Origin of the sequence: Nodosilinea sp. LEGE 06152, assembly GCF_015207525.1 — a bacterium.
GTDB lineage: Bacteria > Cyanobacteriota > Cyanobacteriia > Phormidesmidales > Phormidesmidaceae > Nodosilinea.
The window spans coordinates 234,254-258,121 of the sequence record NZ_JADEWR010000003.1; the positions used below are offsets into that span (position 1 = coordinate 234,254).

The 23,868-nt window shown below is 57.0% G+C and carries 22 protein-coding genes and 2 pseudogenes; 13 read left to right on the forward strand and 11 right to left on the reverse strand.

What is annotated here, in order from left to right; genetic code table 11:
* Window positions 1-170 precede the first annotated feature (170 nt).
* Entirely contained in the window at window positions 171-3,170 is a 3,000-nt protein-coding gene (pruA, locus tag IQ265_RS05870) for an L-glutamate gamma-semialdehyde dehydrogenase (RefSeq protein ID WP_194051486.1), read from the forward strand.
* Between the two features lie 133 nt (window positions 3,171-3,303).
* Window positions 3,304-3,828 (forward strand): peptidylprolyl isomerase, encoded by a 525-nt coding sequence (locus IQ265_RS05875; RefSeq protein ID WP_194051488.1) that lies wholly within the window; start codon window positions 3,304-3,306, stop codon window positions 3,826-3,828.
* A gap of 233 nt (window positions 3,829-4,061) precedes the next feature.
* Here IQ265_RS05875 and IQ265_RS05880 read toward each other — a convergent pair whose 3' ends face one another.
* Complete coding sequence (locus IQ265_RS05880; RefSeq protein WP_228037622.1) at window positions 4,062-4,871, reverse strand: hypothetical protein; 810 nt, start codon at window positions 4,869-4,871, stop codon at window positions 4,062-4,064.
* Window positions 4,872-5,025: 154 nt separating this feature from the next.
* On the opposite strand from IQ265_RS05880, the gene IQ265_RS05885 reads away from it, so the two are divergent.
* The 3 genes and pseudogenes from IQ265_RS05885 to IQ265_RS05895 all read left to right on the forward strand — a co-directional run.
* A complete protein-coding gene (locus IQ265_RS05885; RefSeq protein WP_194051490.1) occupies window positions 5,026-5,184 on the forward strand; it encodes a hypothetical protein in 159 nt (52 codons plus the stop codon).
* Between the two features lie 24 nt (window positions 5,185-5,208).
* Window positions 5,209-5,421 carry a hypothetical protein gene (locus IQ265_RS05890; protein ID WP_194051492.1) on the forward strand — a complete coding sequence of 71 codons (213 nt, stop codon included), beginning with the start codon at window positions 5,209-5,211 and terminating at the stop codon, window positions 5,419-5,421.
* An 84-nt stretch (window positions 5,422-5,505) separates the two neighbouring features.
* Window positions 5,506-5,919 (forward strand): annotated as a pseudogene (locus tag IQ265_RS05895) (IS5 family transposase); the annotation flags it as partial.
* Between the two features lie 11 nt (window positions 5,920-5,930).
* Here the strand turns inward: IQ265_RS05895 and IQ265_RS05900 are convergent.
* Window positions 5,931-6,633, reverse strand: a protein-coding gene (locus IQ265_RS05900; protein WP_194051494.1) for an IS1 family transposase whose coding sequence is annotated in 2 segments (ribosomal slippage) — window positions 5,931-6,303 and window positions 6,302-6,633 — 705 coding nt in all. Because the reading frame shifts where the segments join, the coding sequence is not laid out codon by codon here.
* 36 nt (window positions 6,634-6,669) lie between these two features.
* Between IQ265_RS05900 and IQ265_RS05905 the strand changes: the two are divergent.
* Window positions 6,670-7,059: pseudogene (locus IQ265_RS05905) on the forward strand (transposase); the annotation flags it as partial.
* Between the two features lie 65 nt (window positions 7,060-7,124).
* Here the strand turns inward: IQ265_RS05905 and IQ265_RS05910 are convergent.
* Window positions 7,125-8,192 carry an IS4 family transposase gene (locus IQ265_RS05910; protein WP_194051498.1) on the reverse strand — a complete coding sequence of 356 codons (1,068 nt, stop codon included), beginning with the start codon at window positions 8,190-8,192 and terminating at the stop codon, window positions 7,125-7,127.
* Between the two features lie 409 nt (window positions 8,193-8,601).
* Here IQ265_RS05910 and IQ265_RS05915 point away from each other — a divergent pair, with 409 nt between their 5' ends.
* Entirely contained in the window at window positions 8,602-9,144 is a 543-nt protein-coding gene (locus IQ265_RS05915; protein WP_194051500.1) for a type IV pilin-like G/H family protein, read from the forward strand.
* 335 nt (window positions 9,145-9,479) lie between these two features.
* Here IQ265_RS05915 and IQ265_RS30455 read toward each other — a convergent pair whose 3' ends face one another.
* Genes IQ265_RS30455 through IQ265_RS30465 form a run of 3 tightly spaced genes read right to left on the reverse strand, consistent with a single transcriptional unit; the run spans window position 9,480 to window position 10,263 of the window.
* Window positions 9,480-9,827, reverse strand: coding sequence for a hypothetical protein (locus tag IQ265_RS30455; protein ID WP_194051502.1), 348 nt, complete (start codon window positions 9,825-9,827; stop codon window positions 9,480-9,482).
* Window positions 9,760-10,053 (reverse strand): hypothetical protein, encoded by a 294-nt coding sequence (locus IQ265_RS30460; protein WP_194051504.1) that lies wholly within the window; start codon window positions 10,051-10,053, stop codon window positions 9,760-9,762. Before IQ265_RS30460 ends, IQ265_RS30455 begins: the two co-directional genes overlap by 68 nt.
* 42 nt (window positions 10,054-10,095) lie before the next feature.
* Window positions 10,096-10,263 (reverse strand): hypothetical protein, encoded by a 168-nt coding sequence (locus IQ265_RS30465; protein ID WP_194051506.1) that lies wholly within the window; start codon window positions 10,261-10,263, stop codon window positions 10,096-10,098.
* Window positions 10,264-10,463: 200 nt separating this feature from the next.
* On the opposite strand from IQ265_RS30465, the gene IQ265_RS05935 reads away from it, so the two are divergent.
* Window positions 10,464-11,240, forward strand: a complete 777-nt coding sequence (locus tag IQ265_RS05935; RefSeq protein WP_194051508.1) for an SDR family oxidoreductase — start codon at window positions 10,464-10,466, stop codon at window positions 11,238-11,240.
* A gap of 4 nt (window positions 11,241-11,244) precedes the next feature.
* On the opposite strand, the gene hpnH is transcribed toward IQ265_RS05935, so the two are convergent.
* The gene (gene hpnH, locus IQ265_RS05940; protein WP_194051510.1) at window positions 11,245-12,255 is read right to left on the reverse strand and encodes an adenosyl-hopene transferase HpnH; all 1,011 of its coding nucleotides are present in this window, start codon (window positions 12,253-12,255) and stop codon (window positions 11,245-11,247) included.
* 409 nt (window positions 12,256-12,664) lie between these two features.
* Here hpnH and IQ265_RS05945 point away from each other — a divergent pair, with 409 nt between their 5' ends.
* Genes IQ265_RS05945 through IQ265_RS05955 form a run of 3 tightly spaced genes read left to right on the forward strand, consistent with a single transcriptional unit; the run spans window position 12,665 to window position 16,054 of the window.
* Window positions 12,665-13,510 carry a phytoene/squalene synthase family protein gene (locus IQ265_RS05945; RefSeq protein ID WP_194051512.1) on the forward strand — a complete coding sequence of 282 codons (846 nt, stop codon included), beginning with the start codon at window positions 12,665-12,667 and terminating at the stop codon, window positions 13,508-13,510.
* 36 nt (window positions 13,511-13,546) lie between these two features.
* A complete protein-coding gene (locus IQ265_RS05950; RefSeq protein ID WP_194051514.1) occupies window positions 13,547-14,935 on the forward strand; it encodes an aspartate aminotransferase family protein in 1,389 nt (462 codons plus the stop codon).
* A gap of 6 nt (window positions 14,936-14,941) precedes the next feature.
* Window positions 14,942-16,054 (forward strand): sulfotransferase, encoded by a 1,113-nt coding sequence (locus IQ265_RS05955; RefSeq protein WP_194051516.1) that lies wholly within the window; start codon window positions 14,942-14,944, stop codon window positions 16,052-16,054.
* Here IQ265_RS05955 and IQ265_RS05960 read toward each other — a convergent pair.
* The gene (locus IQ265_RS05960) at window positions 16,012-17,637 is read right to left on the reverse strand and encodes a cyclic peptide export ABC transporter (protein ID WP_194051518.1); all 1,626 of its coding nucleotides are present in this window, start codon (window positions 17,635-17,637) and stop codon (window positions 16,012-16,014) included. The genes IQ265_RS05955 and IQ265_RS05960 overlap by 43 nt on opposite strands.
* A gap of 179 nt (window positions 17,638-17,816) precedes the next feature.
* Here IQ265_RS05960 and IQ265_RS05965 point away from each other — a divergent pair, with 179 nt between their 5' ends.
* Both IQ265_RS05965 and IQ265_RS05970 read left to right on the forward strand, forming a co-directional pair.
* Window positions 17,817-20,594, forward strand: a complete 2,778-nt coding sequence (locus IQ265_RS05965) for an efflux RND transporter permease subunit (RefSeq protein ID WP_194051520.1) — start codon at window positions 17,817-17,819, stop codon at window positions 20,592-20,594.
* A complete protein-coding gene (locus IQ265_RS05970; protein ID WP_194051522.1) occupies window positions 20,594-21,262 on the forward strand; it encodes a phosphorylase in 669 nt (222 codons plus the stop codon). The genes IQ265_RS05965 and IQ265_RS05970 overlap by 1 nt, the downstream gene beginning before the upstream one ends.
* Before the next feature lie 14 nt (window positions 21,263-21,276).
* Here IQ265_RS05970 and IQ265_RS05975 read toward each other — a convergent pair.
* The 3 genes from IQ265_RS05975 to IQ265_RS05985 form a co-directional block, all read right to left on the reverse strand.
* Window positions 21,277-21,979, reverse strand: a protein-coding gene (locus tag IQ265_RS05975) for an IS1 family transposase (RefSeq protein ID WP_278002726.1) whose coding sequence is annotated in 2 segments (ribosomal slippage) — window positions 21,277-21,649 and window positions 21,648-21,979 — 705 coding nt in all. Because the reading frame shifts where the segments join, the coding sequence is not laid out codon by codon here.
* Between the two features lie 65 nt (window positions 21,980-22,044).
* Window positions 22,045-22,599 carry a Uma2 family endonuclease gene (locus IQ265_RS05980; RefSeq protein ID WP_194051526.1) on the reverse strand — a complete coding sequence of 185 codons (555 nt, stop codon included), beginning with the start codon at window positions 22,597-22,599 and terminating at the stop codon, window positions 22,045-22,047.
* Window positions 22,600-22,658: 59 nt separating this feature from the next.
* Window positions 22,659-23,828, reverse strand: a complete 1,170-nt coding sequence (locus tag IQ265_RS05985; protein WP_194051528.1) for a glycosyltransferase — start codon at window positions 23,826-23,828, stop codon at window positions 22,659-22,661.
* Window positions 23,829-23,868: the final 40 nt, after the last annotated feature.

Sequence of the window (23,868 nt, forward strand, 5' to 3'; positions counted from 1 at the left end):
ACCAGGGTTAACCAGTTGGTTCTACGACGAGGCCCCCTGTGGAAGTGCTGGTGTTCCTATCATAGGGCACTGAACGTTTGCCTCTGAGCGGGAAAAGTATCATGACGCGGTGACCCTACCGAGCTTTTTTTCGCTCAAGATAGGAGGTAGGGAATAAGGAGACATATACCGTGGTAGCCCCAGCCATTCAGCCCCAGACCGACTCGCACCCCTACGAAACCAAGACCCTCGCGATCGCCACGGCCCTGCTCGGGGCCACCCGCGAGAAGAAGAACCTCTTCGCCCAAATGCGCGACCAGATGCGCTGGGACGACAAAATTATGGACTTTGCTATGGCCAACCCCGGCCTCAAGGTGCAGCTGTTTCGCTTCATTGATGCCCTGCCGTCCCTGCGCAGCAAGCCCGAGATCGCCCGTCACTTGCAGGAGTACCTGTCTGCCGAGGAGGTTGAGCTGCCGGGTGTGCTGAAGGGATTGCTCAACTTCACCGACCCCGACTCCACCCCCGGCAAGCTGGCCGCCACCACCGTTGCCCCCGCCGTTGAAACCCTGGCCTACCGCTACATCTCCGGCGAAAAGATGGATCAGGCGATCAAGGCGATCGAGCGCATGCGCAAAGACAAGCTCACCTTCACCATGGATTTGCTCGGTGAAGCGGTGATCACCGAAGCCGAGGCCCAGGCCTACCTGCAGCGCTACCTGGATCTAATGGAGCAGCTGTCGGCGGCGGCGAAGGGCTGGAAGACTGTAGATGCAATCGATCGAGCTGACGGCAAGGAACTAGCCAAAGTTCAGGTTTCGGTTAAGCTGACGGCCTTTTACTCCCAGTTTGACCCGCTCAATGCCGAGGGCAGTCGGGCTAAGGTGAGCGATCGCATTCGCACCCTGCTGCGCCGCGCCCAGGAGCTAGGGGTGGCCGTTCACTTCGATATGGAGCAGTACCGCTACAAAGCCCTTACCCTGGCAATTCTCAAAGACATTTTGATGGAGGCCGAGTTTCGCCAGCGCGACGATCTGGGCGTCACCCTGCAAGCCTACTTGCGCGACAGCTACAGCGACCTCAAGGATCTGGTGCTGTGGGCCAAAAACAGGGGCACCCCGGTCACCGTGCGCCTGGTTAAAGGAGCCTACTGGGATCAAGAAACCATTACCGCGCGGCAAAACGATTGGCCCAGCCCGGTCTACAGCGAGAAGGTCTCGACTGATGCTAACTTTGAGCGCATGACCCGGCTGCTGCTGGAGAACCACCAGTATCTCTATGCCGCGATTGGTAGCCACAACGTCAGGTCACAGGCCTACGCGATGGCGATCGCCGAAGAGCTTAATATTCCCAAGCGCAATATTGAGCTACAGGTGCTCTACGGCATGGCCGACAAGCTGGCCAAAACCCTGGCCGACAAAGGCTACCGGGTGCGGGTCTACACCCCCTTTGGGGAGCTGATTCCCGGCATGTCCTACCTAATTCGTCGCCTGCTAGAGAACACCGCCAACAGCTCCTTCCTGCGCCAAAACCAGGAAGACGTGCCCGTCGAAACGCTGCTGGCGGCACCGGAGTTTGCCGCTGCAGACCTGGCAGGGGCCGAGATCAAAGACTACGCCGTGCCCTTTCCCAACGCACCAGATACCGATTTTGCCGTGGCCACCCAGCGCTCTGAAGCTGCCGAAGCACTCAAGACAGTTCATGCCCAACTCGGTCGGCGCTACAACCCAATCATCAACGGCACAGCGGTCGATACCGAGGCCACCGCCGATTCGGTGAACCCTTCAAAGCCAGCGGAACTGGTTGGGAAATTGGGTTTGGCCAGCCAGGAGCAGGCCAATGCGGCGATCGCCGCCGCCAGAGCCGCCTTCCCCGCCTGGGCCGCTACCCCCGCTAAAGAGCGGGGGGCCATTCTGCGCCGCGCCGCCGAACTGATGGAAGAGCGCCGCCACGAACTCAATGCCTGGATGGTGTACGAAGTCGGCAAACCTCTGGGTCAGGCCGACCCAGAAGTCTCTGAGGCAATCGACTTCTGCCGCTACTACGCCGACGAAATGGAGCGGCTGGATACCGGGTACGCCTACGACTACCCCGGTGAAACCAACCGCTATCGCTACTTCCCCATGGGCATTGCGGTGGTAATCTCGCCGTGGAACTTCCCGCTGGCGATCGCCACCGGCATGACCGTCGCCGCCCTGGCCACAGGCAACTGCACCATTCTCAAACCCGCCGAAAACTCCGCCGTAATCGCCGCCAAGATCGCCGAAATCTTGATCGAGGCAGGCATACCCCCCGGCGTATTTCAGTACCTGCCCGCGCGCGGTTCCACCGTGGGTGCGCACCTGGTCAACCACCCTGACGTGCACCTGATTGCCTTCACCGGCTCCCGCGAGGTGGGCTGTCGCATCTACGCCGAGGCGGCCCAGTGGCGACCGGGCCAGCGCCACCTCAAGCGCGTAATCGCCGAAATGGGCGGCAAAAACGCCATCATTATCGACGAAAGCGCCGATCTGGATCAGGCGGTGCAGGGGGTGGTCTACTCCGCCTTTGGCTACAGCGGCCAGAAATGCTCGGCCTGTTCTCGCGTCGTCGTCGTGGCCTCGGTGTACGACACCTTTGTGCATCGCCTAATCGAAGCTACTCGCTCCCTCAACGTAGGCGAAGCGGTGAAAGCGAGCACCAAAGTCGGCCCCGTGATCGACGCCAACGCCCAGGCCAAAATCAAGGAGTACATCGAAAAGGGCAAGGCCGAGTCGACCCTAGCGCTGGAAATGCCCGCCCCCGCCGAAGGCTACTTCGTTGGCCCCACCATCTTTACCGATGTCAAACCCGATGCGGTGATTGCCCAGGAGGAAATCTTTGGCCCAGTGCTGGCGGTGCTCAAGGCAAAAGACTTTGACGAAGCCCTGCGCATCGCCAACGACACCGACTACGGGCTAACTGGCGGCCTCTACTCCCGCACTCCCTCCCACATCGAGCGGGTGCAGAACGAGTTTGCCGTTGGCAACCTCTACATCAACCGGGGCATTACGGGTGCGATCGTTTCGCGCCAGCCCTTCGGCGGCTTCAAGATGTCGGGCGTGGGCTCGAAGGCAGGTGGCCCCGACTACCTGCTGCAATTCCTGGAACCCCGCCACGTTAGCGAAAACGTCCAGCGCCAGGGCTTTGCTCCAATCGAAGGGGTAGATTAGCCACGGGGTCAGAAACCCGGTTTCTTTGAGAAACCGGGTCTCTCCTTACCCATCAGGGATGTATTCACCTGGCCTAAACTGTGGGTTAATGGCAGGGGTCAACCCCCTACGTCTTGCACTAAGAGAGCGATTTATGACTGAAGCAACTAATCCCAGAGTATTTTTTGACATCACCATCGGCGGTACGCCTGCAGGCCGCATTGTGATGGAGCTGCGGGCCGATGTCGCCCCCAAAACCGCTGAAAACTTCCGTGCCCTTTGCACTGGTGAGAAAGGCATGGGCACATCTGGTGTGCCGCTGCACTTCAAGGGCTCTAGCTTTCACCGCATCATCCCCGAGTTTATGTGTCAGGGGGGCGACTTTACCCGTGGCAACGGCACCGGCGGCGAGTCGATCTACGGCATGAAATTTGCCGACGAAAACTTTACCCTCAAGCACACTACCCCCGGCCTGCTGAGCATGGCCAACGCTGGCCCCAATACCAACGGGTCGCAGTTCTTTCTCACCACGGTGGCTACCCCCTGGCTCGACGGCAAGCACGTTGTTTTTGGCAGCGTAGTCGAAGGTATGGACGTGGTCAGCACCATGGAGCAGGTGGGTAGCCGCAGCGGCCAAACCTCCGAGCAAGTGGTAATCGCCGACTGCGGCCAGTTATAGGTTCTGCATCAACTCTAGCCCTTAGCAAGTGACCCTGGGCTATCGTAGGTTCAGGTCATTTGCTGAGGGCATCACAGTGGTTGCAAAGGATCAACCCGTCACTGGTTTTCAGTCGGGCTTGATTTGGTATTGCGAGAGACTCCGCTAACCTACGATGAATTGCTCAACACTTGTAGCTACACGGCTCAGCAAATCTTGTCGGTAAGCTACTTACCCAAGCCGATTGCCCTAGCCTAATCGTCGGGGGGAAACTGAATACTGATCTCGCCAGTTTCGTTGATGAAGACGCTGCCACCCAATGCGTTGATGCGATCGATCGCTTCTTGGCGAGTAGCATCGTCGAAGGCGGTTCCCAAGATGCTAGCCCAGGCGTTGACCTGGGCCTGCTTGCTCAGCGGGTTACGAGCTAGAAAATCAGCGGTACGCTGAGAGTTTTCGGCAATGTGTGGGGCGTCTGGATGAGACGACTGTCTAGCCCAATCGGCAGCTATTCGATAGGATTTTTGCGCGGCTTCGGCATCGCCTAGATACAGTAACTCATCTACACCGCGATAGCGCCAGATATAAAATCCATCCTCGGGTATGGCGGGACTGAGCCGCTCTAGCCCCTGGGCAATGAGCGCCACGCTTTGTTCGGGCTGAGCCGCAAAGTTGCTGGTACTGCCCGACAGAAACAAATAAAACATTCGATAGTACGGGTCGTTGGGGATGATGGCTTTGAAGAACTCTGGGCTCAGGCCGTAGCCCGTTTCAGCCCGCGCTGCATCATCGCCAAAATATTGTAAAAACCGTAGAAAAAACCAGTCAGCCATCAAGTTGTCGAACCCAAAGGTGGGCATTTTTTGCGCCAGCGCCAGGGTCGCGGCGGTAGCCTGGTCTTGCTGCTCAAGGCTCTGGCTAGCGGTGGTGCGGTCTTGGAGCGTTGCTAAGCGCTGCCGCTGTAGGGGCACCAAACCCAGCAGCAGCACTACAGGCACCGCCCAAACTAGCAAGCGCTTAGCTCGGTGCAGGGGACGATAGGAGGTACTCAGACTTGACAGCATTGGTGTTTCTGGTAAGCGTAAGAAACCTATAGTGCAGGCAATTGATTTTGGGGTGGTTCTAGAATAAGTCTACCCACCACAGCCGCGATCGCGTCTACAGACGTCTGTACAGAACCAACGTGGGTAGCAATCCAACCCTCTCTCCAGGCCCTCTATGGCTCAAGATTCTTCTCAACCTTCTGCAAGTGGCCCTACCAGTGAGGCCACTAGTAGGGCCTTCAATTGGCACTGGCTGGATGCTTTGGCTGGGGTCGTGGTGGTGGTGATGACCTGGCTACACCACAGCTACCTGCGCATGGTGGGATGGCCCTGAGTACTGGTTTGGCAGGCGGAGTTTTTGGCGATCGCGCTCTGGTTGATGGGGCAACTGCGTCAGTTCGATCGGCCCTTTCGCCCCTTGGGGCACGGGCTAGACTGGACAGTGGCGGCAAGGGGCATCAGCCTGATCATTTGCAGTCTGGCCAGCGACTTCAAAACCGTTGCCTTGTGGAATGTGGTTTTGGCTTCGTCACTTTATTTTGGCACTGCTTCCTGGCGCTTTAGCGTTTAGAGGGCGTTTGAGAAGTTAACTGGGCAGTAAAAAAGCTCACACGGTCTAGGCTGAGGTTACTAAAGCTACAGCCCCGTGAGAGCGATGAGTAAAGCCTACACTAGCAATTTGACCCGTGACCAGTTTGAGTTGATTGAGCCCTTGTTGCCAGTGGCAAAGCCCGGAGGACGGCCGCGAAGTGTGTGTCTGTGGGCGGTGCTCAATGCAATTTTCTATCTGGTCGATCAAGGGTGTAGTTGGCGGGATTTGCCGGGCGACTTTCCGGCGTGGCAAACGGTGTACACCTACTACCGTAACTGGGTCAAGGATGGTACCTGGGATGCTCTCCATGAGCGGTTACGAGGCTGGACACGTGCGGCCCATGACCGCTCCGAGAGTCCGTCGGAAGTGATTCTGGACAGTCAAAGCGTTGCCACCGCACCGATGGTGCATCGCTCAGTGGGCTATGACGTGGCCAAAGCGACTAAAGGGCGAAAGCGGCATCTGGTAGTCGATACGGCGTTGCTAAATCAAGAGATGAATCTTGACGGGACTGAGACATCGCCGAACTTGAGGTAGTGAAGTAACAATCGAACAGAGTGAGCCAGCATTTCCACGGTCTTAGAGTAGCAAAGCGTTTTGCGATGCAAGCGGGCTAGATAGTGCCGTAATCGCGTGTTCTCTCCCTCGACCCGAGTCATGTAGGTCTTGCTGACAATCTGATCGCCCGCTGGAATAAAGCTGGGGTACACCGTCCACCCATCCGTGACATAAAAGTAGCACTGCCAACGAGCCACCAGCGTCCAGAGCGGTTGAAACGTCTCGGCACTATGGTCACCTAAGACCCAACCCAAAATCCCTTGCTTGAAGTGGTCAACGGCGGTCCACAGCCAAATCTTGTTTTTTTGAGCCTACAAAGGTTTCTAACTCGTCGAGTTCGCCGACCTCTGGCGTCGTTTCAGGGGCGTAAGCATCGGGGAGGCCTTCGCCCACTTGCTTCACCCAAGTAATGACCGTCGTATGGTGCACCCCTTTGACCCGTTCTATGGCTCGAAACCCAGCGCCGCTAACGTACATCTTGAGGCATTCGCGTCTGACCTCATCCGAGTACCCTCGGTGAGGCTCATAGGCCTCAATAAACTGACGACCGCAGGCTACACAGATGTGGTTTTGTTTACCTTTCCTCTTGCCATTCTTACGGATGTGAGTGGCTCCACAGTCTGGACATTGCATCGCAAATTACCCTAACTCATCTCTCAATTATGCAACGCCGTCGATACCCTGGGCCTAATGATGGCGGTTGTGGTCACTGCGGCTAGCGTTCCTGAGAGAGCGGGAGGCCAGCAGGCACTGCAAAAGCTTCATCGCATGGGGGAACGGGCCGCGCGAGTTTATCTGGTCTGGGCCGACGGCGGTTATAGCGGCCCCAACTTTCTGCAATGGGCAATAGATACCTTGGGTTGGATCGTCCAGGTCGTCTTGCGTCCTCAGAAATCGAACGGCTTCGTCTTGCTTAAAAAACGCTGGATGGTCGAGCGCACCTTTGGTTGGTGGCGCTGGTCTCGTCGCCTGGTTCAAGACTATGAGCAGTTGCCTGAAAACGCTGAGGCCATGCTCCAGATCGCTATGATTCGCATCATGCTGAGGCGCTTGGCCTAATTCGCTACACCCCTGCCCTTTTCAAACGCCCTCTTAGATGATGGCTGCAAGAACTGGTAATGGCCTCAGTACAGGGACAAAAGTTGTAACACCTGATTGAACTCAGCGTGGCGCAGTGTCAGATCACAGCAGGTGCGGCGCAAAAAGTCACAACCCAGACGGAAGAGACTCTTGGCTCTGCGACCATGAGCCTTCAGGGGAATCGGCTGCTTCTGGTGTTGCCAGAGTCCCGTGAGCATGGCCCAGCAGAACGCTAAGGCGAGCAGCGCGATTAACTTGCTGAGACGTTCGGCATGGCAAAAATGGGTCGATTCAAGGTTGAGGCCTCGGGTTTTTAGCGCCGCGAATAAGGTTTCAATGCCCCACCGCAAGCGGTAGTCCACCAGTGCCGTCTTTGGGTTATGGTTGGTCGCGAGAATCAGAAGCTCGCCATCCTCAAGGCGGGTGGCGACGACGTAGACCCGGCGGCCCCACACCCAGCGCTTACCCGAGAGAACTCGCTGCTCGCCGACGGCCAAATTGGCAAAGACTCGCTCGCCCCGTTGGCGATGCTTGCCCGAGCGAGAGCTGATACGGTCACTGTGTCTGAGCCTCAGCCGAAAGGAGATCGCCTCTGGCAGCAGCAAGAAACTACACCATTCCTTGCCCACAAACTCCCGGTCCCCCGTCAGACAATGGATCTTGGCATTAGGAAAGACTCGCCCAAAGCGTTCCATTAGCTCTATGCGCTCGTCACTGTTGCTGTTGCCACGCTTGTCGAGCATTGTCCACAGCACCGGAAAGGCCACGCCCTCGTGAACAATCCCGAGCATCAAGATATTGATGTTGAGCGTCCCGAAGCACCAGTTGGTGCGGTCTAGACTCAACGTCCAGGGTTCAGGAATCTGACTCCAACTTGCTACCGCTCGCGCAATCCCATCAAAATCAACCGCAAAGTCACGAAAGAAGCGGGTTAGGCGCTTGTAGCTGGAGGCACTCTGCGCCTGATTGGCAAAGACACTCGCGAGCTTGTCTAAATTCACCTGCTCGACGCGAAACAGCGCAACTAGAAAGAGGGCTAGAAACCTCAGTCGGGCACCGTGCCAAGGCAGGTGGGGTCGCAGAGCGGCTTGAATTCGGGTAATCTCGTTCATGAGGCGGGCGATGCTAGGGGTGTGGTAATTCCTAGCTCACCGCCTCTTCCCTTGCTCTGTCAAATCCCCTTCAGCTCTAGCGTTCTGCTTTCATTCCAAGTTTTGTCCCTGTACATTGGGTAATGGCAACCCCTGCTAAACCTCTAACTCAGCAGGGCGGTAAGCTATTGCGGTTTTTGGAGTTGCCGCTGTTATAGCGGCCTTTATAGCTAGTCCTACGGCAAGCGATAAAACCCAGCGCTTGCTCTTTAATGAGCTTAAACGGAAATCGGTGGCTGGATTACACAGGCACCTTTGCTGCTCAAAAACTTTTTTGGACGGGTGTGATCGCTGAACGAGAGCAAATGGGTAAGTTAGACCCAGGCGCAAACAACACCTCTACCGCCTACCCTCAAGGAGACACAAACTTATGAAAACCTCTCTCAAAGCCAACCTGCTGAAGCACCTGATCACCAAAAAAGAAGAAGGCGGCTTCACCCTGATTGAACTGCTGGTTGTTATTATCATCATCGGTATTCTGGCAGCTATTGCTCTGCCTTCTTTCCTCAACCAGGCTAACAAAGCTCGTCAATCTGAAGCTAAAACCTACATTGGTTCCATGAACCGTGGTCAGCAAGCCTACCGCCTAGAAAATCCAGTGTTTGCTCCCGATTTTAATAACCTGGCCATTGGCATTCCTACCAGTACTACCTATTACACCTACACCATTCCTAACACTGGTTCTTTTGGTGCAACTTCTGTAGCTACCGCTAAGGACGCAGGCCTTAAGGGTTATATTGGTGGGGTTCAGCTCAATGCGGGCAGCGCCACTGCAGAGGCTACCACCATTGCTATCATTTGTGAAGCGACCGCAGCTGGTACGACAGCGCCTACCAGCGCTGCAATAACCAGTTTTTCTGCAACTGCCACCGCCGCCTCTCTTGACTGCGCAAACAATTGGAAAAAGATGTAACTAGATTAAGCGTTGCCTAAGTTACTAGCAGTTTTCTTTTAGTCTATAAGCTCAGTTACCGTAAAGGTAACTGAGCTTATTTTTTTCGGAACACCCACGCCTCTATAAGTGATGTCCCATTTTGAGTCATACCATTCAAGTAATGTTTATATAGCAGTTTTCATAATTTAGAGTCCATCTATCTAACAAGATGTCACGGAAAAATTTGAATTGAATAACCCCGATTCCAAAAAGCCACCGAAGAGTAAACGGTGTTCATCCTGCTGAGTCATTTTAGGTTGGATAAAATGCAGTGAAACCTAATAGGGCTTAACTTTGTTGAGTTCCGCTTGCACTTACGATCGCCGCCCCAGAAACCGACCGTGCAGGGCGATCGCAATACTATTCATCAGCACCAGCAGCACAATAATGGCGGCGGCTCCATTTTCGTGAAAGGCGGTTTGGGGGCGGCTGATCCAGTTAGGAATTTGAATTGGCATCACTGTAAATGGTCTTTGCACCACATCAATAGGGCAGCGCACCAGGTCTAAGGGGTTGAAGTAGGGAAACTCTTCGGTGCAGCCGGGGGTAAAAGGTACAAAGGTCAGCGCCCCGATTGTAATCAGCGGTGCGGTTTTATCGATGGCGCGGGAGAGGGCCAAAATGACCCCGGTGAGAATGCCAGAGAGGGCGGCGGGCAGCACATGGTTGCGCGCACCACCTACGAGCGGCCGCCCCCATCGCTAGCCCTGCCAGGCGAATGCCCTCGGGCACGGCGTGTAGAACCTCGCGGGTGGCAACAATGATAATCGGTAGCACCAGCAGGGCCATAGTAAGTGCCCCCGCCAGCACCGATCGCCCGCCGGTAGTTGGCTCCATAATTTGCACGAAGGCGGCTAACCCCAGCAGCCCGTAAACAACCGATGACACCTCGACCAGGTTGCTGATGTTGATCTCGATTAGGCGAGAAAACTAGCCGTCATCAGAAAATTTTTCCAGGTATAGCCCTGCCCCAACGCCTACTGGAAACGCCACGCTAGGGACGATGATCATCACCCAGAAGGTGCCGACTAGGGCACCAATGATGCCCGCGTTTTCGGGTTTGTGGGAGGGAAAACTGGTGGGAAATTGCCAGCTCAAGCGGCCTAAGCTCTGGCTTAAGATATCGCGCCGTCAGGGTCACAAACTGTGAAACTATAGGGGTAGCAATCCTGCGCGAATCTTGAAAAGTAGTAGGGCAAGCGTCTCGCCTGAACGGGTAAGCTGCCCATCCTAATGAATCAGTTCAAGTTGCTATAGCGTCTACAATCCTCTGCGAAGTTATCCATCCGCAACTCCCTATGACCACTCCCCTCCATGTTTTAGTCACTGGCGCAACTGGGCGCACGGGGGCTATTGTTGTTCAAAAACTCCAGCAACGACCGGAGCAGTTTGTGGCCAGAGGGTTTGCCCGATCGGAAGCAAAGGTTAAGGAGCTTTTTGGCACCACGGAGGGGGTCTACCTGGGCGACATCGGTGACCCCGATCGCCTCAAGGCAGCTCTAGAAGGCTGCGATGCCCTGGTTATTCTCACCAGTGCTGTACCTCAAATGAAAGCTCCGCCAGAGCCAGGTCAGCAGCCCGAGTTTGTCTATGCCGAGGGCGGCACGCCGGAGCAGGTTGACTACCAAGGGCAGCTCAATCAAATTGGGGCGGCTCGGGCTGTCGGAGTTAAGCACATTGTCCTAGTGGGCTCTATGGGCGGCACCAATGAGCAACATCCGCTCAACCGCATGGCCAACGGCAACATCTTGATCTGGAAACGCAAAGCGGAAGCTTACTTAATCGGCTCTGGCATCGACTACACCATCATTCGCGCCGGGGGGCTACAGGATCAGCCCGGGGGGCAGCGAGAGCTAATCGTCGGCAAAGATGACGCACTACTCGCTAATCCTCCCGATGGCGTTCCTACCTCCATTCCTCGCGCCGATGTGGCAGAGGTGGTTGTCCAGGCCTTGATAGCCCCCAATGCCCGCAATAAAGCCTTTGATGTCATCTCAAAGCCAGCGGGCACCCCAGGGGCCGTGGTCACAACCGATTTTGCGGCCCTGTTTGAGGAAACTACTCCAGGGCTATAACCCTTTAGAAGAGGCTGCCCATTGCGCGCAGCATGTTCTGCGGCTGCATAGCAGCTTCTGCCGCCGTAGGCTCGTAGCCACAGTGCACCATGCAGTCGGCGCACTGGGGGTTGCCGCTTTTGTGGCCATACTGATCCCAGTCGGTGTTGTCGAGCAGTTCTTGAAAGGTTTCGTAGTGACCTTCGTTCAGCAGGTAGCAGGGTTTTTGCCAACCCAGCACGCTGTAGCTGGGGCTGCCCCAGGGGGTGCAGTCGTAGTCTTTTTGACCAGTTAAGAAATCTAAAAAGAGCGGATTGTGGTTAAACTCCCACTTCTTTTTGCCCGCTGTGAACGGAGCCAAAATTTCTCGAAACAGCGCCTTGGTCTGCTCGCGCTTGAGAAAGTGCTCCTGGTTGGGAGCCCAGTCATAGCTGTAGCCCGGCGAGACCATCATGCCGTCTACCTTAAGCTCAGTAAGATAGTCGAATAGCGCCTGAATCTCTTGTGGGTCGGTGCCTTCAAACACGGTGGTGTTGGTGGTGACGCGGAAGCCTCGCGCTTTAGCGGCCCGAATGGCGCTAATGGCGATATCGAAAACGCCATTGCGATCGACACAGTGATCGTGAAGATCTTTCATACCGTCTAGGTGAACGCTGAACGAGAGGTAGGGCGACGGCGTAAATTTATCGAGACTTTTTTCGAGCAGCAGGCCGTTGGTGCAGAGGTAGACAAATTTTTTGCGATCGACCAGCCCCTGCACAATCTCGTCAATCTGAGGATGCAGCAGCGGCTCTCCACCAGGAATTGAGACCACCGGAGCGCCACATTCTTCGACCGCTGCAAAGCAGTCCTCGGGCGATAGGTTCTGCTTCAAAATTTCTTTGGGGTGCTGAATTTTGCCGCAGCCAGAGCAGGCCAGGTTGCAGCGAAACAGCGGTTCGAGCATTAGAACCAGGGGATACTGCTTGCGGCCTTTGAGGCGCTGAGTGACCAAATATTGCCCCACGCCCAGGGCCTGCTGCAGACTGATTGCCATTTCTCTTCACTCCTCGGTTGGGGAGGATCCGAAAGCAGAGCCGCTAACTCGGACAGGTTCGCGCCTGGCCACAGCGATCGCCGATGATTCGAACCCTGATGATGAATACCCAACTACCGTAATTCATTTTGGCAAAAACGGTTGTCTCTAACTAAACGTATGCCTTCCGATAACCTATGTCGTCGCGGTTTACGGCCTTTACCCCCGACCTCGAACCAGGTCTGACGTTGTAAGATGCATGTGCCTCTGCTTCTGCCACTAGCTAGGGGCAGTTCACAGATGCTCCAGATATTGGTAGCCTCAGATACCATCCATCCGATTTTATTCATCGTTAATGCTCTATTAATGCTTACTGGATGAAATTCAACCAGTATGGTTGAAAAATCAAGCAACGTGAGGAGTTCGATCAATGCCGTCTATTAAATCTGCGTTGGACTTGCTGAGGGAGACTAGCCGAACGTTCTTTATCCCGATCAGCTTGCTGCCAACCACGCTTCAGGAAGCGGTTGCGTCTGCATACCTGTGCATGAGGGCGATCGACCAAATTGAGGATCATCCGACCCTAGATAGCGGCACAAAGGTCAGGCTGCTGCGCCAAATTAGCCTGAACCTGCAGGCGGGGACTGAATCTTCAGTAGTGGACGATTTTGCCGTGGGACTGGACGGCTATGAGAACCAGCTCGATGAGGTGACCCTTCGTATTGGCGAATGGGCCTTGCTGGCCCCTGACACGATCGCCCCCCGAATTTGGGATGCCACCGCCACCATGGCCGATCGCATGGCCTACTGGGCTGAGCAAAACTGGCAAATTAAAACCGAGGCCGATCTCGATCGCTACACCTTCAGCGTGGCCGGGGCCGTGGGGCTGATGCTGTCTGACCTGTGGGCCTGGTACGACGGCACCGAAACTAGCCGGATGGAGGCGATTGGCTTTGGGCGCGGCCTGCAATCGGTTAACATTTTGCGCAACCACCTGGAGGATAAAGACCGCGGCGTCGACTTTTTTCCGGAGGGGTGGACAGCGGACGACATGCAGCGCTATGCCCGCCGCAACCTCAAAATGGCCGATTCCTACACCTGCGCCCTGCCCAAAGGCCCCGCTATGCTGTTCTGCCGCATTCCCCTGGCCCTGGCCCATGCCACCGTTGATGCCCTGGCCCAGGGCCGAGAGAAACTCACTCGGGCCGATGTAATGGCGATTGTGACGCCGCTGCTCGGGGTTGGCAAATCGGTCGAACTTATGACTAAAGTCTAGTTAGGTCAGATACTGCCCCCTTTACCCCCCTAGTGCATGAATATTCTGGATCGCATCGCCGAGCGGCAGCGCGACAATTTCTCGCTGCACTCGCAGTACCTCAACCCGCAGATGGTCAACGTCCTCAAGACGATTGGGTTCGATCGCCACTATGTGCGAGCCGAGGGGCCGTATCTATTTGACGACCAGGGCGATCGCTATCTTGACCTGCTCAGTGGGTTTGGCGTCTTTGCCCTGGGCCGCAACCACCCCAAAGTCGTGCAGGCTTTGCAGGATGTGTTGAGTGCCGAACTGCCCAACCTGGTGCAGATGGATGTCTCGATTTTGTCGGGGCTTTTAGCGGAAAAGCTACAGCAGATCACGCCGCCGGGGCTAGACCGCATCTTTTTTGCCAACTCCGGCACCGAAAGCGTCGAGGCAGCGATCAAGTTTAGCCGCCACGCCACCGGGCGCAGCAAGATTGTCTACTGCTCAGGCGGCTACCACGGCCTCACCCTGGGCTCCCTGTCCGCCACGGGCGACCCCCACTTTAGGGCGGGGTTTGGTCCCTTCCTGCCCGACTTTATCGAAGTCCCCTTTGGTGACCTGACCGCGCTAGAGCGGGCGCTTGCCCGACAGGATGTAGCCGCCTTTATCACTGAACCCGTCCAGGGACACGGCGTTTGGATCCCAGAGGCCAGTTACCTACCGGGGGCGGCGGCGCTTTGCCGCAAATACGGCAGCCTGTTCATCGCCGACGAGGTGCAGACCGGGCTGGGCCGCACGGGCAAGTGGTGGGCGGTGGAGCACTTTGGTGTCGAACCCGATTTGCTCTGTATGGCCAAGGCGCTGTCGGGCGGGTTTGTGCCGGTGGGGGCTGTGGCCTGTCGCTCGTGGATTTTTGACAAGGTGTTTAACCGCATGGATCGCGCCGTGGTCCACGGCAGCACCTTTGGCAAAAACAACCTGGCGATGGCCGCCGGATTGGCCACCCTGGATGTGCTCGAAACCGAGGGCTGGATTGACCACGCGGCTAAGATGGGACAGCAGATTGTGGCCGACTTGCAGCCTTTGGTTGACCAGTACGACTGCCTGAAAGCGGTGCGGGGCCTGGGCATGATGATGGCGCTAGAGTTTGGCGAACCCAAGAGCCTGACTCTGAAGCTGTCGTGGAAGATGCTGGAAACTGCCAACCGGGGCCTGTTTTCTCAGATCATTACGGTGCCGCTGTTTACTCGCCACCGGATTTTGTCGCAGGTGGCGGGCTACGGCATGAACGTGGTCAAGTTTATTCCGCCCCTGACGCTGCAGGAGAGCGATCGCCGCTGGATTGTTGAGGCCGTCACCGATGTAGTGGCCGATGCCCACCGCATACCGGGGGCCGCCTGGGACTTTGGCAAAACGCTGGCCACCCAGGCGATGAAAACCAAAGCCGGAGCCCGGTAGCCAGCCATGGCGAGCCTGTTTCATCCGCTCTGTGGCAGCAACCCCCCTACCCTGCTAAAGCTGTTTTTAGAAAACGGACCACCTGCCTTTAACCGCTGCCCCCAGGCAGCTCTGGCCCTGGCGGTGTCGCTGGCGCGCTGGCCTTTTTCGATGGCGGAACAGGCGGTGTTTGCGCTGTCGCCTAAACGGCCGATGCCTGACCCCGTCTTTATTGTCGGCTACTGGCGATCGGGCACCACCCACCTGCATAATCTGCTGGCCCAGTACCCGGCCTTTGGCTACATTACCCCGCTGGCGACGGGGATGCCGTGGGATATTTTGGGGATTGTGCGATCGCTAGAGCCGCTGCTAGAGCAGGCCCTACCCCAGGACCGCTATGTGGACAATGTGGCGGTGACCCCCACCTCGCCCCAGGAAGACTCGATTCCCCTGGCGACGATGGGGGCGACTTCGTACTACCACGGCATGTATTTCCCCAAGCAGTTTGAGGCTCACTTTCGGCGGGAGGTGTTTGGGGAAGGCGGAGAGGCTGACGTGGAGCAGTGGAAACGCCTGCATCGCCATCTGCTGCAAAAAGTTTCGGTGCACCAGGGGCACCGCCCGCTGCTGATTAAAAATCCGGTGTATACCGGCTACATTCGCCACCTGCGAGAGCTATGGCCGAGGGCAAAATTCATTCACATCTACCGCAGCCCTTATCGGGTATTTGTCTCGGCGCGGCACTACTTTACGCGGCTGCTGCCTGAGCTAACCCTGCAAGACTACGGCGATTTGCCGATTGATGAGCTGGTTTTAGAAAGCTACCCATTTCTGTTAGATGCCCTCAAAACCGATACGGCGGATCTGCCTCCTAATCAATTTGCAGAAGTTCGCTTCGAAGATTTGCAGACCGCCCCGCTGCCGTTGCTAAAGGGGCTGTTTGAGCAGTTAGAACTGCCTAATTTTGAGGCAGCTTCTCCCTATTTTGAGACCTATTTAGCGGGTCTGGAAGACTACCGCCAAAATCAATACTCCCTTAACCCTGAAACGATTCAAACCATTGAAAAGCACTGGAATTTTTACATTCAAAACTGGGGCTACAGCTTGGCGGACGAGGGGCTTTGCTCAAACTCGATCTGACCGTAATCGAGCTTGAGGATGCGATCGCCCACATGAAAATAGTGATCGTCGTGGCTGATTACAAAAACCGTCTTCCCCTGAGTCTTCAGGTCGGGCAGGAACTGGGTGTAAAACACCTGCTTAAAGGCCGGGTCTTGGTCTGCGGCCCATTCGTCAAACAGGTAAATGGGGCGATTTTCCATGTAGGCGCTGAGCAGGGCCAAACGCTTGCGCTGCCCCTGGGAGAGATCGACCGTCGAAAATTTGCCCTGCTCAACGCGAACCTTGTGGCTGAGATTGAGCTGTTTTAGATAATCCTGAGCTTTGCTGTCGTCGGCGTCGCCGCTGACCCCTAGCAGCCGATCAAACAAGTAGAAATCTGAAAACACTACCGAAAAATGCTGGCGATACCACTCCTGGTTTTCCTCAGTGATGGGCTGCTGATCGAGCCAGATTTCACCCGATTGGGGTTGATAGAGACCCGTCAGCACCTTCGCCAGGGTCGATTTGCCGCTGCCGTTGCCGCCAATGATAAAAATCAGCTCTCCCGGATGCACTGTCAGATCGACTGGCCCCAGGGTAAATTCGGCGGCATCTAGATCGGTTCTGTAGGTGTGGGTGATGCCCCTGAGTTCTAACTGCTGCCAGCTTTGGACGGGCGACGGGGCTGAGGCGGCAACCGACTGGTTGATCGTTAACCCCAGAGCGGCAAGCTTGTCGAGGGCCACACTGGCCTGACCCAGCAGCGGCAGCTTATTCACCAGGTTTTCCATTGGCCCCAGCAGGTAGGTGAAGGTGAGCACGTAGGCCACCCGAGTATTGGGACTGATGCCAATCCAGTTGGGCAGGGCAAACAGCACCAGCCCCACCGCAAAAAAGTAGATGAACTTGCCCCAGCTGTCGAGCACGGCAAACAGGCTCAGCCCCTTTTGGTTGTAGTACCTGACCTGGTGGGCCGTTTGCTGAAGATCGATCGCAAAAAAGTCTTGGCGGCCCCGGTAGTGTAGCTTTAACTCTTTGATGCCCTCAATCAGGCTGCGGAAATGCTGGAACAGCCGTTCCTGGTTTTCGCGGGCAGCTGCCAGACCGCGCCGCCCCGCCACCAAAAACCAGCGGCAGCTCAACGAGGCAACCAGGGTAATCAGCAGTACCAGAGCCAACACCTGCCACGATAGCCACGACACATAGACCATGCAGCCGACAGTGCCGGCGATGTTGATCATCAGAACGGGCAGAATGCTGGCGGCGGCAGCGATCACCTGAATATCTTCCGTGAGAATGACCAGCAGGCGAGGTAGCCCCAGGGCTTCCAGAGACTTCAGCTCAGTGGCCAAAATCTGGCGGCAGAGCTGAAGCTGTAGCTCAAATACCGCCGCCTGGGAGAACCGCACTAGCAAAATGCGCGACACCATCGCCGTGATCAGGGCGATCGCGCCCAGCCCCACAAAGGCCGCCACTACCACTACCCCCACGGCCTCCTGGGCGATGGAGTAGCTGATCAGCGCAATTAGCGCCGCGCTACAGCCGCCGCTTACCAGGCCTGTGGCCAGGGCGATCAGCAAGGCTAGGCCAGAGGTCTGCAAGAGAAACAACACTAAGCTCATGGAAATTCCGCCAATCGGTTATGCACCAGGAGTTTGATTAGGTTGGCTTCAGCGAACGTGGCGCGATGGTCAAAGACCGGCCCCTTAGGGCCATCGGCGATCGGCACTGGCACTGCCGTAAACTGAGGAACCTGTTGAACAAGCTATGATATCTGCGTTTCTCTTCGTCAACTAAATCGATGCCCCGACCCGACCTCAGCCAGCTTCGAGAACGGTTGAATATCTCCCGGTTAGCCATTCAGAACGGCGGGCTAACGGTTTTTTGCTGGCTTGTGATTGGGGTGGCGGGGCTGTTCGCGTTTAGCTCTCTGAAGTATGCCTTGTTTCCAGACATTACGTTTTCGGTGGTGCTGGTCAATGCTACTGCCCCAATTGAGACAGCGCTGGAAACCGAGGCTCAGCTCACCATTCCTTTAGAGAATCAGCTGCAGCCTCTAGCGGGGTTGTCTCGGCTCAACTCAACTACCTCTGCCGGGCAAACCCTAGTCAGAACAGGCTTTAGCGTCAACCGGGGTCTGGCAGAAGCCACCGCCGCTGTCGAAGAGGCGATCGCCCAGGCCGACCTGCCCAGCGAGGCCGATTACGAAATCATTCCCCTCAACCTGAATGAGGCGACGGCGATTAGCTATGCCCTTGCCAATGACGAGCTGAGCTTAGAGGAACTGGCTGAGCTGGCCGAGGCGGAGATTTTGCCACCCCTGCAAGACCTGCCCGGCGTGTTGCGCGTCGATCTGCGGGGCACGGGCGCTCAACCTACCGCTGCCGCTGAAGGCGAAGGGAGTTTTCTCGCCGCGTTGCAAAATCCCCCCACGCTAATTCGCTTCAATGGGGCAGCGGCGCTAGCTATCCAGGTGATTAAGCAGGGCGAGGCCAACACGCTGGAGGTGGTCGATCGCGTCGAAACCGCCGTAGAGCAGCTGCGCGCCGATCTACCCCAGGTGCAGATGACGCTGGCCGCCACCCAGGCTGGCTTCATTCGCTCGGCCACCCAGGCCACCATCGACGCGCTGGTAGGGGCGATCGTGCTGGCGGTGCTGGTCATTTTGGGCTTTTTGCGCAGCTGGCGGGCCACGGTGATTACGGCGCTGGCGATTCCGCTGTCGCTGCTGGGCACGGCGATCGTGATGGCCATTTACGGCTTTAACCTGGAGACGATTACGCTGCTGGCCCTGGCGATCGTGATTGGCATCATTGTCGACGATGCGATCGTCGAAATTGAGAACATCATTCGCCACATGGAGGAAGGGGCAACTCCCCGCCAGGCGGCGCTGCTAGCAACCGACGAAATTGGCCTAACGGTGTCGGCCTCGACGCTGACCATTGTGGCCGTCTTTTTGCCCGTGGCGCTGATGGGCGGCACGGTGGGGCAGTTTTTCAAACCCTTTGGGCTGACGGTCTCGGCGGCGGTGCTGACCTCGCTGCTGGTGGCGCGTACGCTGACGCCAGTGCTGGCCGTGTACTGGCTGCGGGCCAGGCCCTCCAACTCCAGTGCCCCTCTGGTTTCAGACCAGGCTGCTCCCGTTTCAGATGCGGTGCCTAGCTCATGGCTGGAGCGCGTTTATAGCCGAGTGCTGGCCTGGTCGCTGCGCCACCGCTGGATTGTGATGGGTTTGGCGATCGCCAGCCTGGTTGCCGGTATCGCCATCATTCCCCTAATTCCCCAGGGGTTTATTCCCCAGCTTGACCAGGGAGAATTTTTGCTCAATTACAGCGCACCGCTGCCCCAGCGTCCAGGCCCAGGCCCAGGTGCTGGGCAAGGCCAGGACTTGGGCCAACTGCAAGGCCAACTGCCGCCGGGCCAGTTGCCCCCCGGCCTAACCGCTCCGCCGGGGGCAGGGGATGTGCGAACTGACCAGTCAGCGCTAGCGCGATCGCAGCTCTTGCAGCAAACCCTCCAGCAGGCCGATGAGCTAGAAGAAACCGTGGTTGCCCTACCCGAGGTGGAGTCGGTGCTGACCACCGTGGGCGGGCGGGGGCGGCCCAACGAGGGCAGCCTGTACATTAAGCTGCGGGAGGATCGCGACCGCGACACCGCCGCCGTTCAGGCTCAGCTGCGCCAGGATTTGCCGGAGCTAGAGGGCGTTGAGACTAGCGTCGAAGACCTTCAGTTTGTCGATACTGGCGGCGAAAAACCGCTCCAGGTGTCGCTGCTGGGCGATGATGTAACGGCGCTGCAAACCGCCGCCGCCGAGATTCAGGCCCAGGTAGCGGCGCTGCCCGGTTTTGCCGATGTGCGCATCTCTGGGGCCGACAATACCGCCGATGCGATCGTCGAAATCAACCGCCAGGGTGGGGAGCGGGTCGCCACCCTCAGCGCCAACCTGGGCGACGGCAAAGCCTTGGGCGATGCCACCGAGCAGGTGGTTGCGATCGCAGAATCCGTGGTGCCCCCTGGGGTCCGCATCGACCTGGGGGGCGACTCAGAGCGGGCCGGTGAGGTGCTGGGCAGCTTTGGCCGCATTTTAGTCCTGGCGGTGATCTGCATGATGCTCGTGCTGCTGGTGCCCTTTGGGCGGCTGCTAGAACCGGCAGTGGTGGGCCTGTCACTGCCGCTCTCGATTGTGGGGGCCATGCTGGCGCTACTGATTACCCGCAGCGACTTTGGCATTGTCTCGCTGCTGGGCCTGCTGTTTTTGCTGGGCCTGCTCGACAAAAACGCGATTTTGCTGATGGATTACATTAACCAGCTACGCCGCGCTGGGCTAAAGCGCACCGACGCGATTATGAAAACGGGCCTGGTGCGGCTGCGCCCCATTCTCATGACTACCGCCTCGACAGTCCTGGGCATGGTGCCGATCGCGATCGGGTTAGGGGCTGGCGCTGAGCTGCGGCAGCCGATGGCGGTGGCGATCATCGGCGGACTGCTGACCTCAACTCTGCTGAGTCTGCTGGTGGTGCCGGTGCTCTACACCCTGCTGGAAGATGGTTGGAGCTGGCTCACCAGGCGGTCGACCTGATGGGAATTCAGGTGATTCTCGTACCTGTCGGGGCCGAATATCAGGCAGTGATGCGCGGCGTCAAAGCGCTTTCCGATGCTCCTCTGGTAATGCCTATTCCAGCAGGGCCAGCGGCGTTTCGCGCCTTTTTGGAGAGCTGGAAAGACCGATCGCGCTTTGCCGACCAGGAGATTTTGCTGATGGGCCTAGGCGGCAGCCTGTCGCCTCAGCACCAGATCGGTGACGCTATTCTGCTTGAGCAGGTGTGGAATGTAGTTGGAGGAAATGGATTTCAAAGCGATCGCGCCCTTACCGACTCCCTGGCTCAGCGGCTCAAGCTTCCCATGGGGACTGGGGTGATGTGCGATCGCGTGATTACCACAGTGGTAGAAAAGCGGCGGCTGGGCGATCGCTACCAGGCCGATGTGGTGGATATGGAAAGCGCGGTGTTGCTGGAGGTCATGCCCCAGGCAAAAGTCGCCATTCTGCGAGTGATCAGCGACGACTGTAGCCGCGACTTGCCGAATATTGCTGGTGCGATCGGCCCAGACGGCAACCTGCACGCCAACATTCTCGCCCGCAGCTTTTTGAAGCGCCCGATCGCAGCTCTAAACTTTATCAGCGGCTCTCTCCAAGCGCTCAAAGCCCTGGAGAAACTAACGCTTACCCTTTGCAAGTCAGATCAATAATGGGCATTGCTGAATTAAGGGATGAACCGTGGAGGGACTAGGACATCGTCGAACTTGAGGTAGTGAAGTAACAGTCGAACGGAGTGAGCTAGCATTTCTACGGACTTGGAGTAGCACAGTGTCTTGCGGTGTAGTCGAGCCAGGTAGTGGCGCAGTCGTGTGTTTTCGCCTTCTACCCGAGTCATGTAGGTCTTGGAGACAATCTGATCGCCTTCTGAAATGAAACCGGGATACACTGACCAGCCATCGGTAACGTAGAAATAGCAGTTCCAGGCGGCGACAATAGACCAGAGTGGGGCAAAGGTTTCAGCACTATGGTCACCCAGTACCCAGCCCAAAATCCCTTTTTTGAAGTGGTCAACGGCTGTCCAGAGCCAAATCTTGTTTTTTTGAGCCAACAAAGGTTTCCAGCTCGTCGAGTTCGCCGACTTCTGGCGTCGTTTCGGGGTCGTAGGCCTCAGGAAGGCGTTCGCCGACTTGCTTCACCCAAGTAATCACGGTTGTATGATGCACCCCTTTGACCCGTTCTATGGCTCGAAACCCGAGGCCGTTGGTGTACAGCTTGAGACACTCGCGTCTGACCTCATCCGAGTATCCTCTGTGAGGTTCGTAGCTATCAATAAACTGACGACCGCAGGCTACGCAGATGTGATTCTGCTTACCTTTCCTCTTGCCATTCTTACGGATATGAGTGGCTCTGCACTCTGGACATTGCATCACAGATTCCCCTAATTCATCTCCTAATTATGCAACGCCCAATAATGTTCCTTTCAGACGGTTGATTAACCGCTCGTCTGCGCCAGTAGCCGTTTGACGGAGACGGCTACATTGTCAAAAGCCAGAGGCACAATATTCCCGTCTTGCACCGTTGTTTGCTGCCTATATTGGCCTGCTACGGGCTGCTTAAATATCGTGATCTGCATCGTCGCTAAACTCACAACCCAATATTCAGGAATCTCGGCGGCGGCATAGACAGCGGCTTTGACGTTCAAATCTTGCTTGAGGCTCGTTTGAGCAACTTCGACCAGCCAAAAAATGTCTTCAGGGTGGGGATGGCGATCGCGGTAGGTCGATTCGGGCAGGCGAACGACGGCGATATCCGGCTCTGGCTCAGAATTGGCCAGGGTAATCGGCCCGTTAAAGCGAACCTCGGCCTTACCTGCCAGCAATGTTTCCAAGTATTTTGCCCCCTGTTTTGCGGTCGTGTAGTGGATTGGGGTTTCTGGGCTCATCTCAACAATTTCTCCCCTCAGCAACTCGACACGGCGTGCCTGGAGAATGCCTGCCTGAATCATCCGGTGATAGTCGTCCACAGACCATTTAGCGAGGGTTTTCATCGAAAGCTCTCTTAACCGTCCTATTGCTATCAGTATAGAGGTGCTGCCGGGGAGAACTACTACCCCATATCGCTGTAAACTCGCCCCTTCCAGGCACCGCCCTTGCCCGCCCAGTGCCGTCGCGCCGAGTCGAGCGTCATTAGAGTGTAGAGCAGGGCAATCAGTGGTAGCGCCAGGGCCAGTAGAGGGGTGCCGCCGTAGAGGCGCAATGTGGGCCAGTAGGCTATAGCCATCAGCAGCCAGCCCGCCAGTCCGGTCAGCGTCAGGGCGATGTCGCCCCCAACTAGGCCCAAAACCACGCTCAGGGGAGAGACCAGGTAGACCAGCAGCATCCCCAGCACCGTGCTAACCAGCAGCCACGGCGAGTAGTTGAGCTGCGTGTAGGCGCTGCGGGCGACCATATTCCAAATGCTGTGCAGGTCGGGGTAGGGGCGCAGGCTGTGAATGGTGGTACTAAGGCCGAGCCAGATCGGGCCGTTGGCTTTGACCGCTGCCCCCAATGCACAGTCATCGATCAAGGCCTGGCGAATGGCCTGGAGACCGTTGATGCGCTGAAGGGCGCTGAAGCGGATTAGGGCGCAACCTCCGGCGGCGGCGGCGGTCTGTTTTTTGGGATTGTTCACCCAGGGGAAGGGGTAGAGCAGCTGAAAAAAGAAGATAAACGCCGGAATCAGCAGCCGTTCCCAAAAACTCTCACAGCGGAGTTGCACCATGAGCGATACCAAGTCGAGGCGATCGCATTCGGCCTTGGTCACCAACTGCTGAGTGCTGGCGGCATCGTGCTCAATGTCGGCATCGGTAAAGAGCAGGTAGTCGGGCGGGGTAGGCTGCGATGCCAGGTGGCGAAAACCCTGCTCCATCGCCCAAAGCTTGCCCGTCCAGCCGGGGGGGAGGGCGACCCCCGATAGCACCGTAAGGCGGTTGGCTTGATTTACCGCAATCGCGCTTTCCCTCGCCACCGCCGCTGTACCATCCGTACTCTGGTCATCCACCAGCACCACAGATAGGTTGCCGGGGTAGGTCTGGGTGAGGTGCGATCGCACCGCTACCCCAATTAGATCGGCCTCGTTGCGGGCTGGAATTACCACCGCGATCGTGGGCCAGGTAGGCAGTGGCAAACTTCCAGGTTCAAGCCGCTGGTCCGCCCGCCAAAACTGGCCCCAAAACAGCAGCATCCCGATCCAAATCAGGAGGGCCAGACTCGTTAAGCTCAACGCTAAGATCGCCATACCATGCCTGCGGTTAATTCTTCCGCATCATAAATCAGTT

Bases quoted from the DNA above. Each gene is read 5' to 3' on its own strand.
- IQ265_RS05875 (WP_194051488.1), top strand. From the start codon at position 3,304: ATGACTGAAGCAACTAATCCCAGAGTATTTTTTGACATCACCATCGGC.
- IQ265_RS05880 (WP_228037622.1), bottom strand. From the start codon at position 4,871: ATGCTGTCAAGTCTGAGTACCTCCTATCGTCCCCTGCACCGAGCTAAG.
- IQ265_RS05885 (WP_194051490.1), top strand. From the start codon at position 5,026: ATGGCTCAAGATTCTTCTCAACCTTCTGCAAGTGGCCCTACCAGTGAG.
- IQ265_RS05910 (WP_194051498.1), bottom strand. From the start codon at position 8,192: ATGAACGAGATTACCCGAATTCAAGCCGCTCTGCGACCCCACCTGCCT.
- IQ265_RS05915 (WP_194051500.1), top strand. From the start codon at position 8,602: ATGAAAACCTCTCTCAAAGCCAACCTGCTGAAGCACCTGATCACCAAA.
- IQ265_RS05935 (WP_194051508.1), top strand. From the start codon at position 10,464: ATGACCACTCCCCTCCATGTTTTAGTCACTGGCGCAACTGGGCGCACG.
- hpnH (WP_194051510.1), bottom strand. From the start codon at position 12,255: ATGGCAATCAGTCTGCAGCAGGCCCTGGGCGTGGGGCAATATTTGGTC.
- IQ265_RS05945 (WP_194051512.1), top strand. From the start codon at position 12,665: ATGCCGTCTATTAAATCTGCGTTGGACTTGCTGAGGGAGACTAGCCGA.
- IQ265_RS05950 (WP_194051514.1), top strand. From the start codon at position 13,547: ATGAATATTCTGGATCGCATCGCCGAGCGGCAGCGCGACAATTTCTCG.
- IQ265_RS05955 (WP_194051516.1), top strand. From the start codon at position 14,942: ATGGCGAGCCTGTTTCATCCGCTCTGTGGCAGCAACCCCCCTACCCTG.
- IQ265_RS05960 (WP_194051518.1), bottom strand. From the start codon at position 17,637: ATGAGCTTAGTGTTGTTTCTCTTGCAGACCTCTGGCCTAGCCTTGCTG.
- IQ265_RS05965 (WP_194051520.1), top strand. From the start codon at position 17,817: ATGCCCCGACCCGACCTCAGCCAGCTTCGAGAACGGTTGAATATCTCC.
- IQ265_RS05970 (WP_194051522.1), top strand. From the start codon at position 20,594: ATGGGAATTCAGGTGATTCTCGTACCTGTCGGGGCCGAATATCAGGCA.
- IQ265_RS05980 (WP_194051526.1), bottom strand. From the start codon at position 22,599: ATGAAAACCCTCGCTAAATGGTCTGTGGACGACTATCACCGGATGATT.
- IQ265_RS05985 (WP_194051528.1), bottom strand. From the start codon at position 23,828: ATGGCGATCTTAGCGTTGAGCTTAACGAGTCTGGCCCTCCTGATTTGG.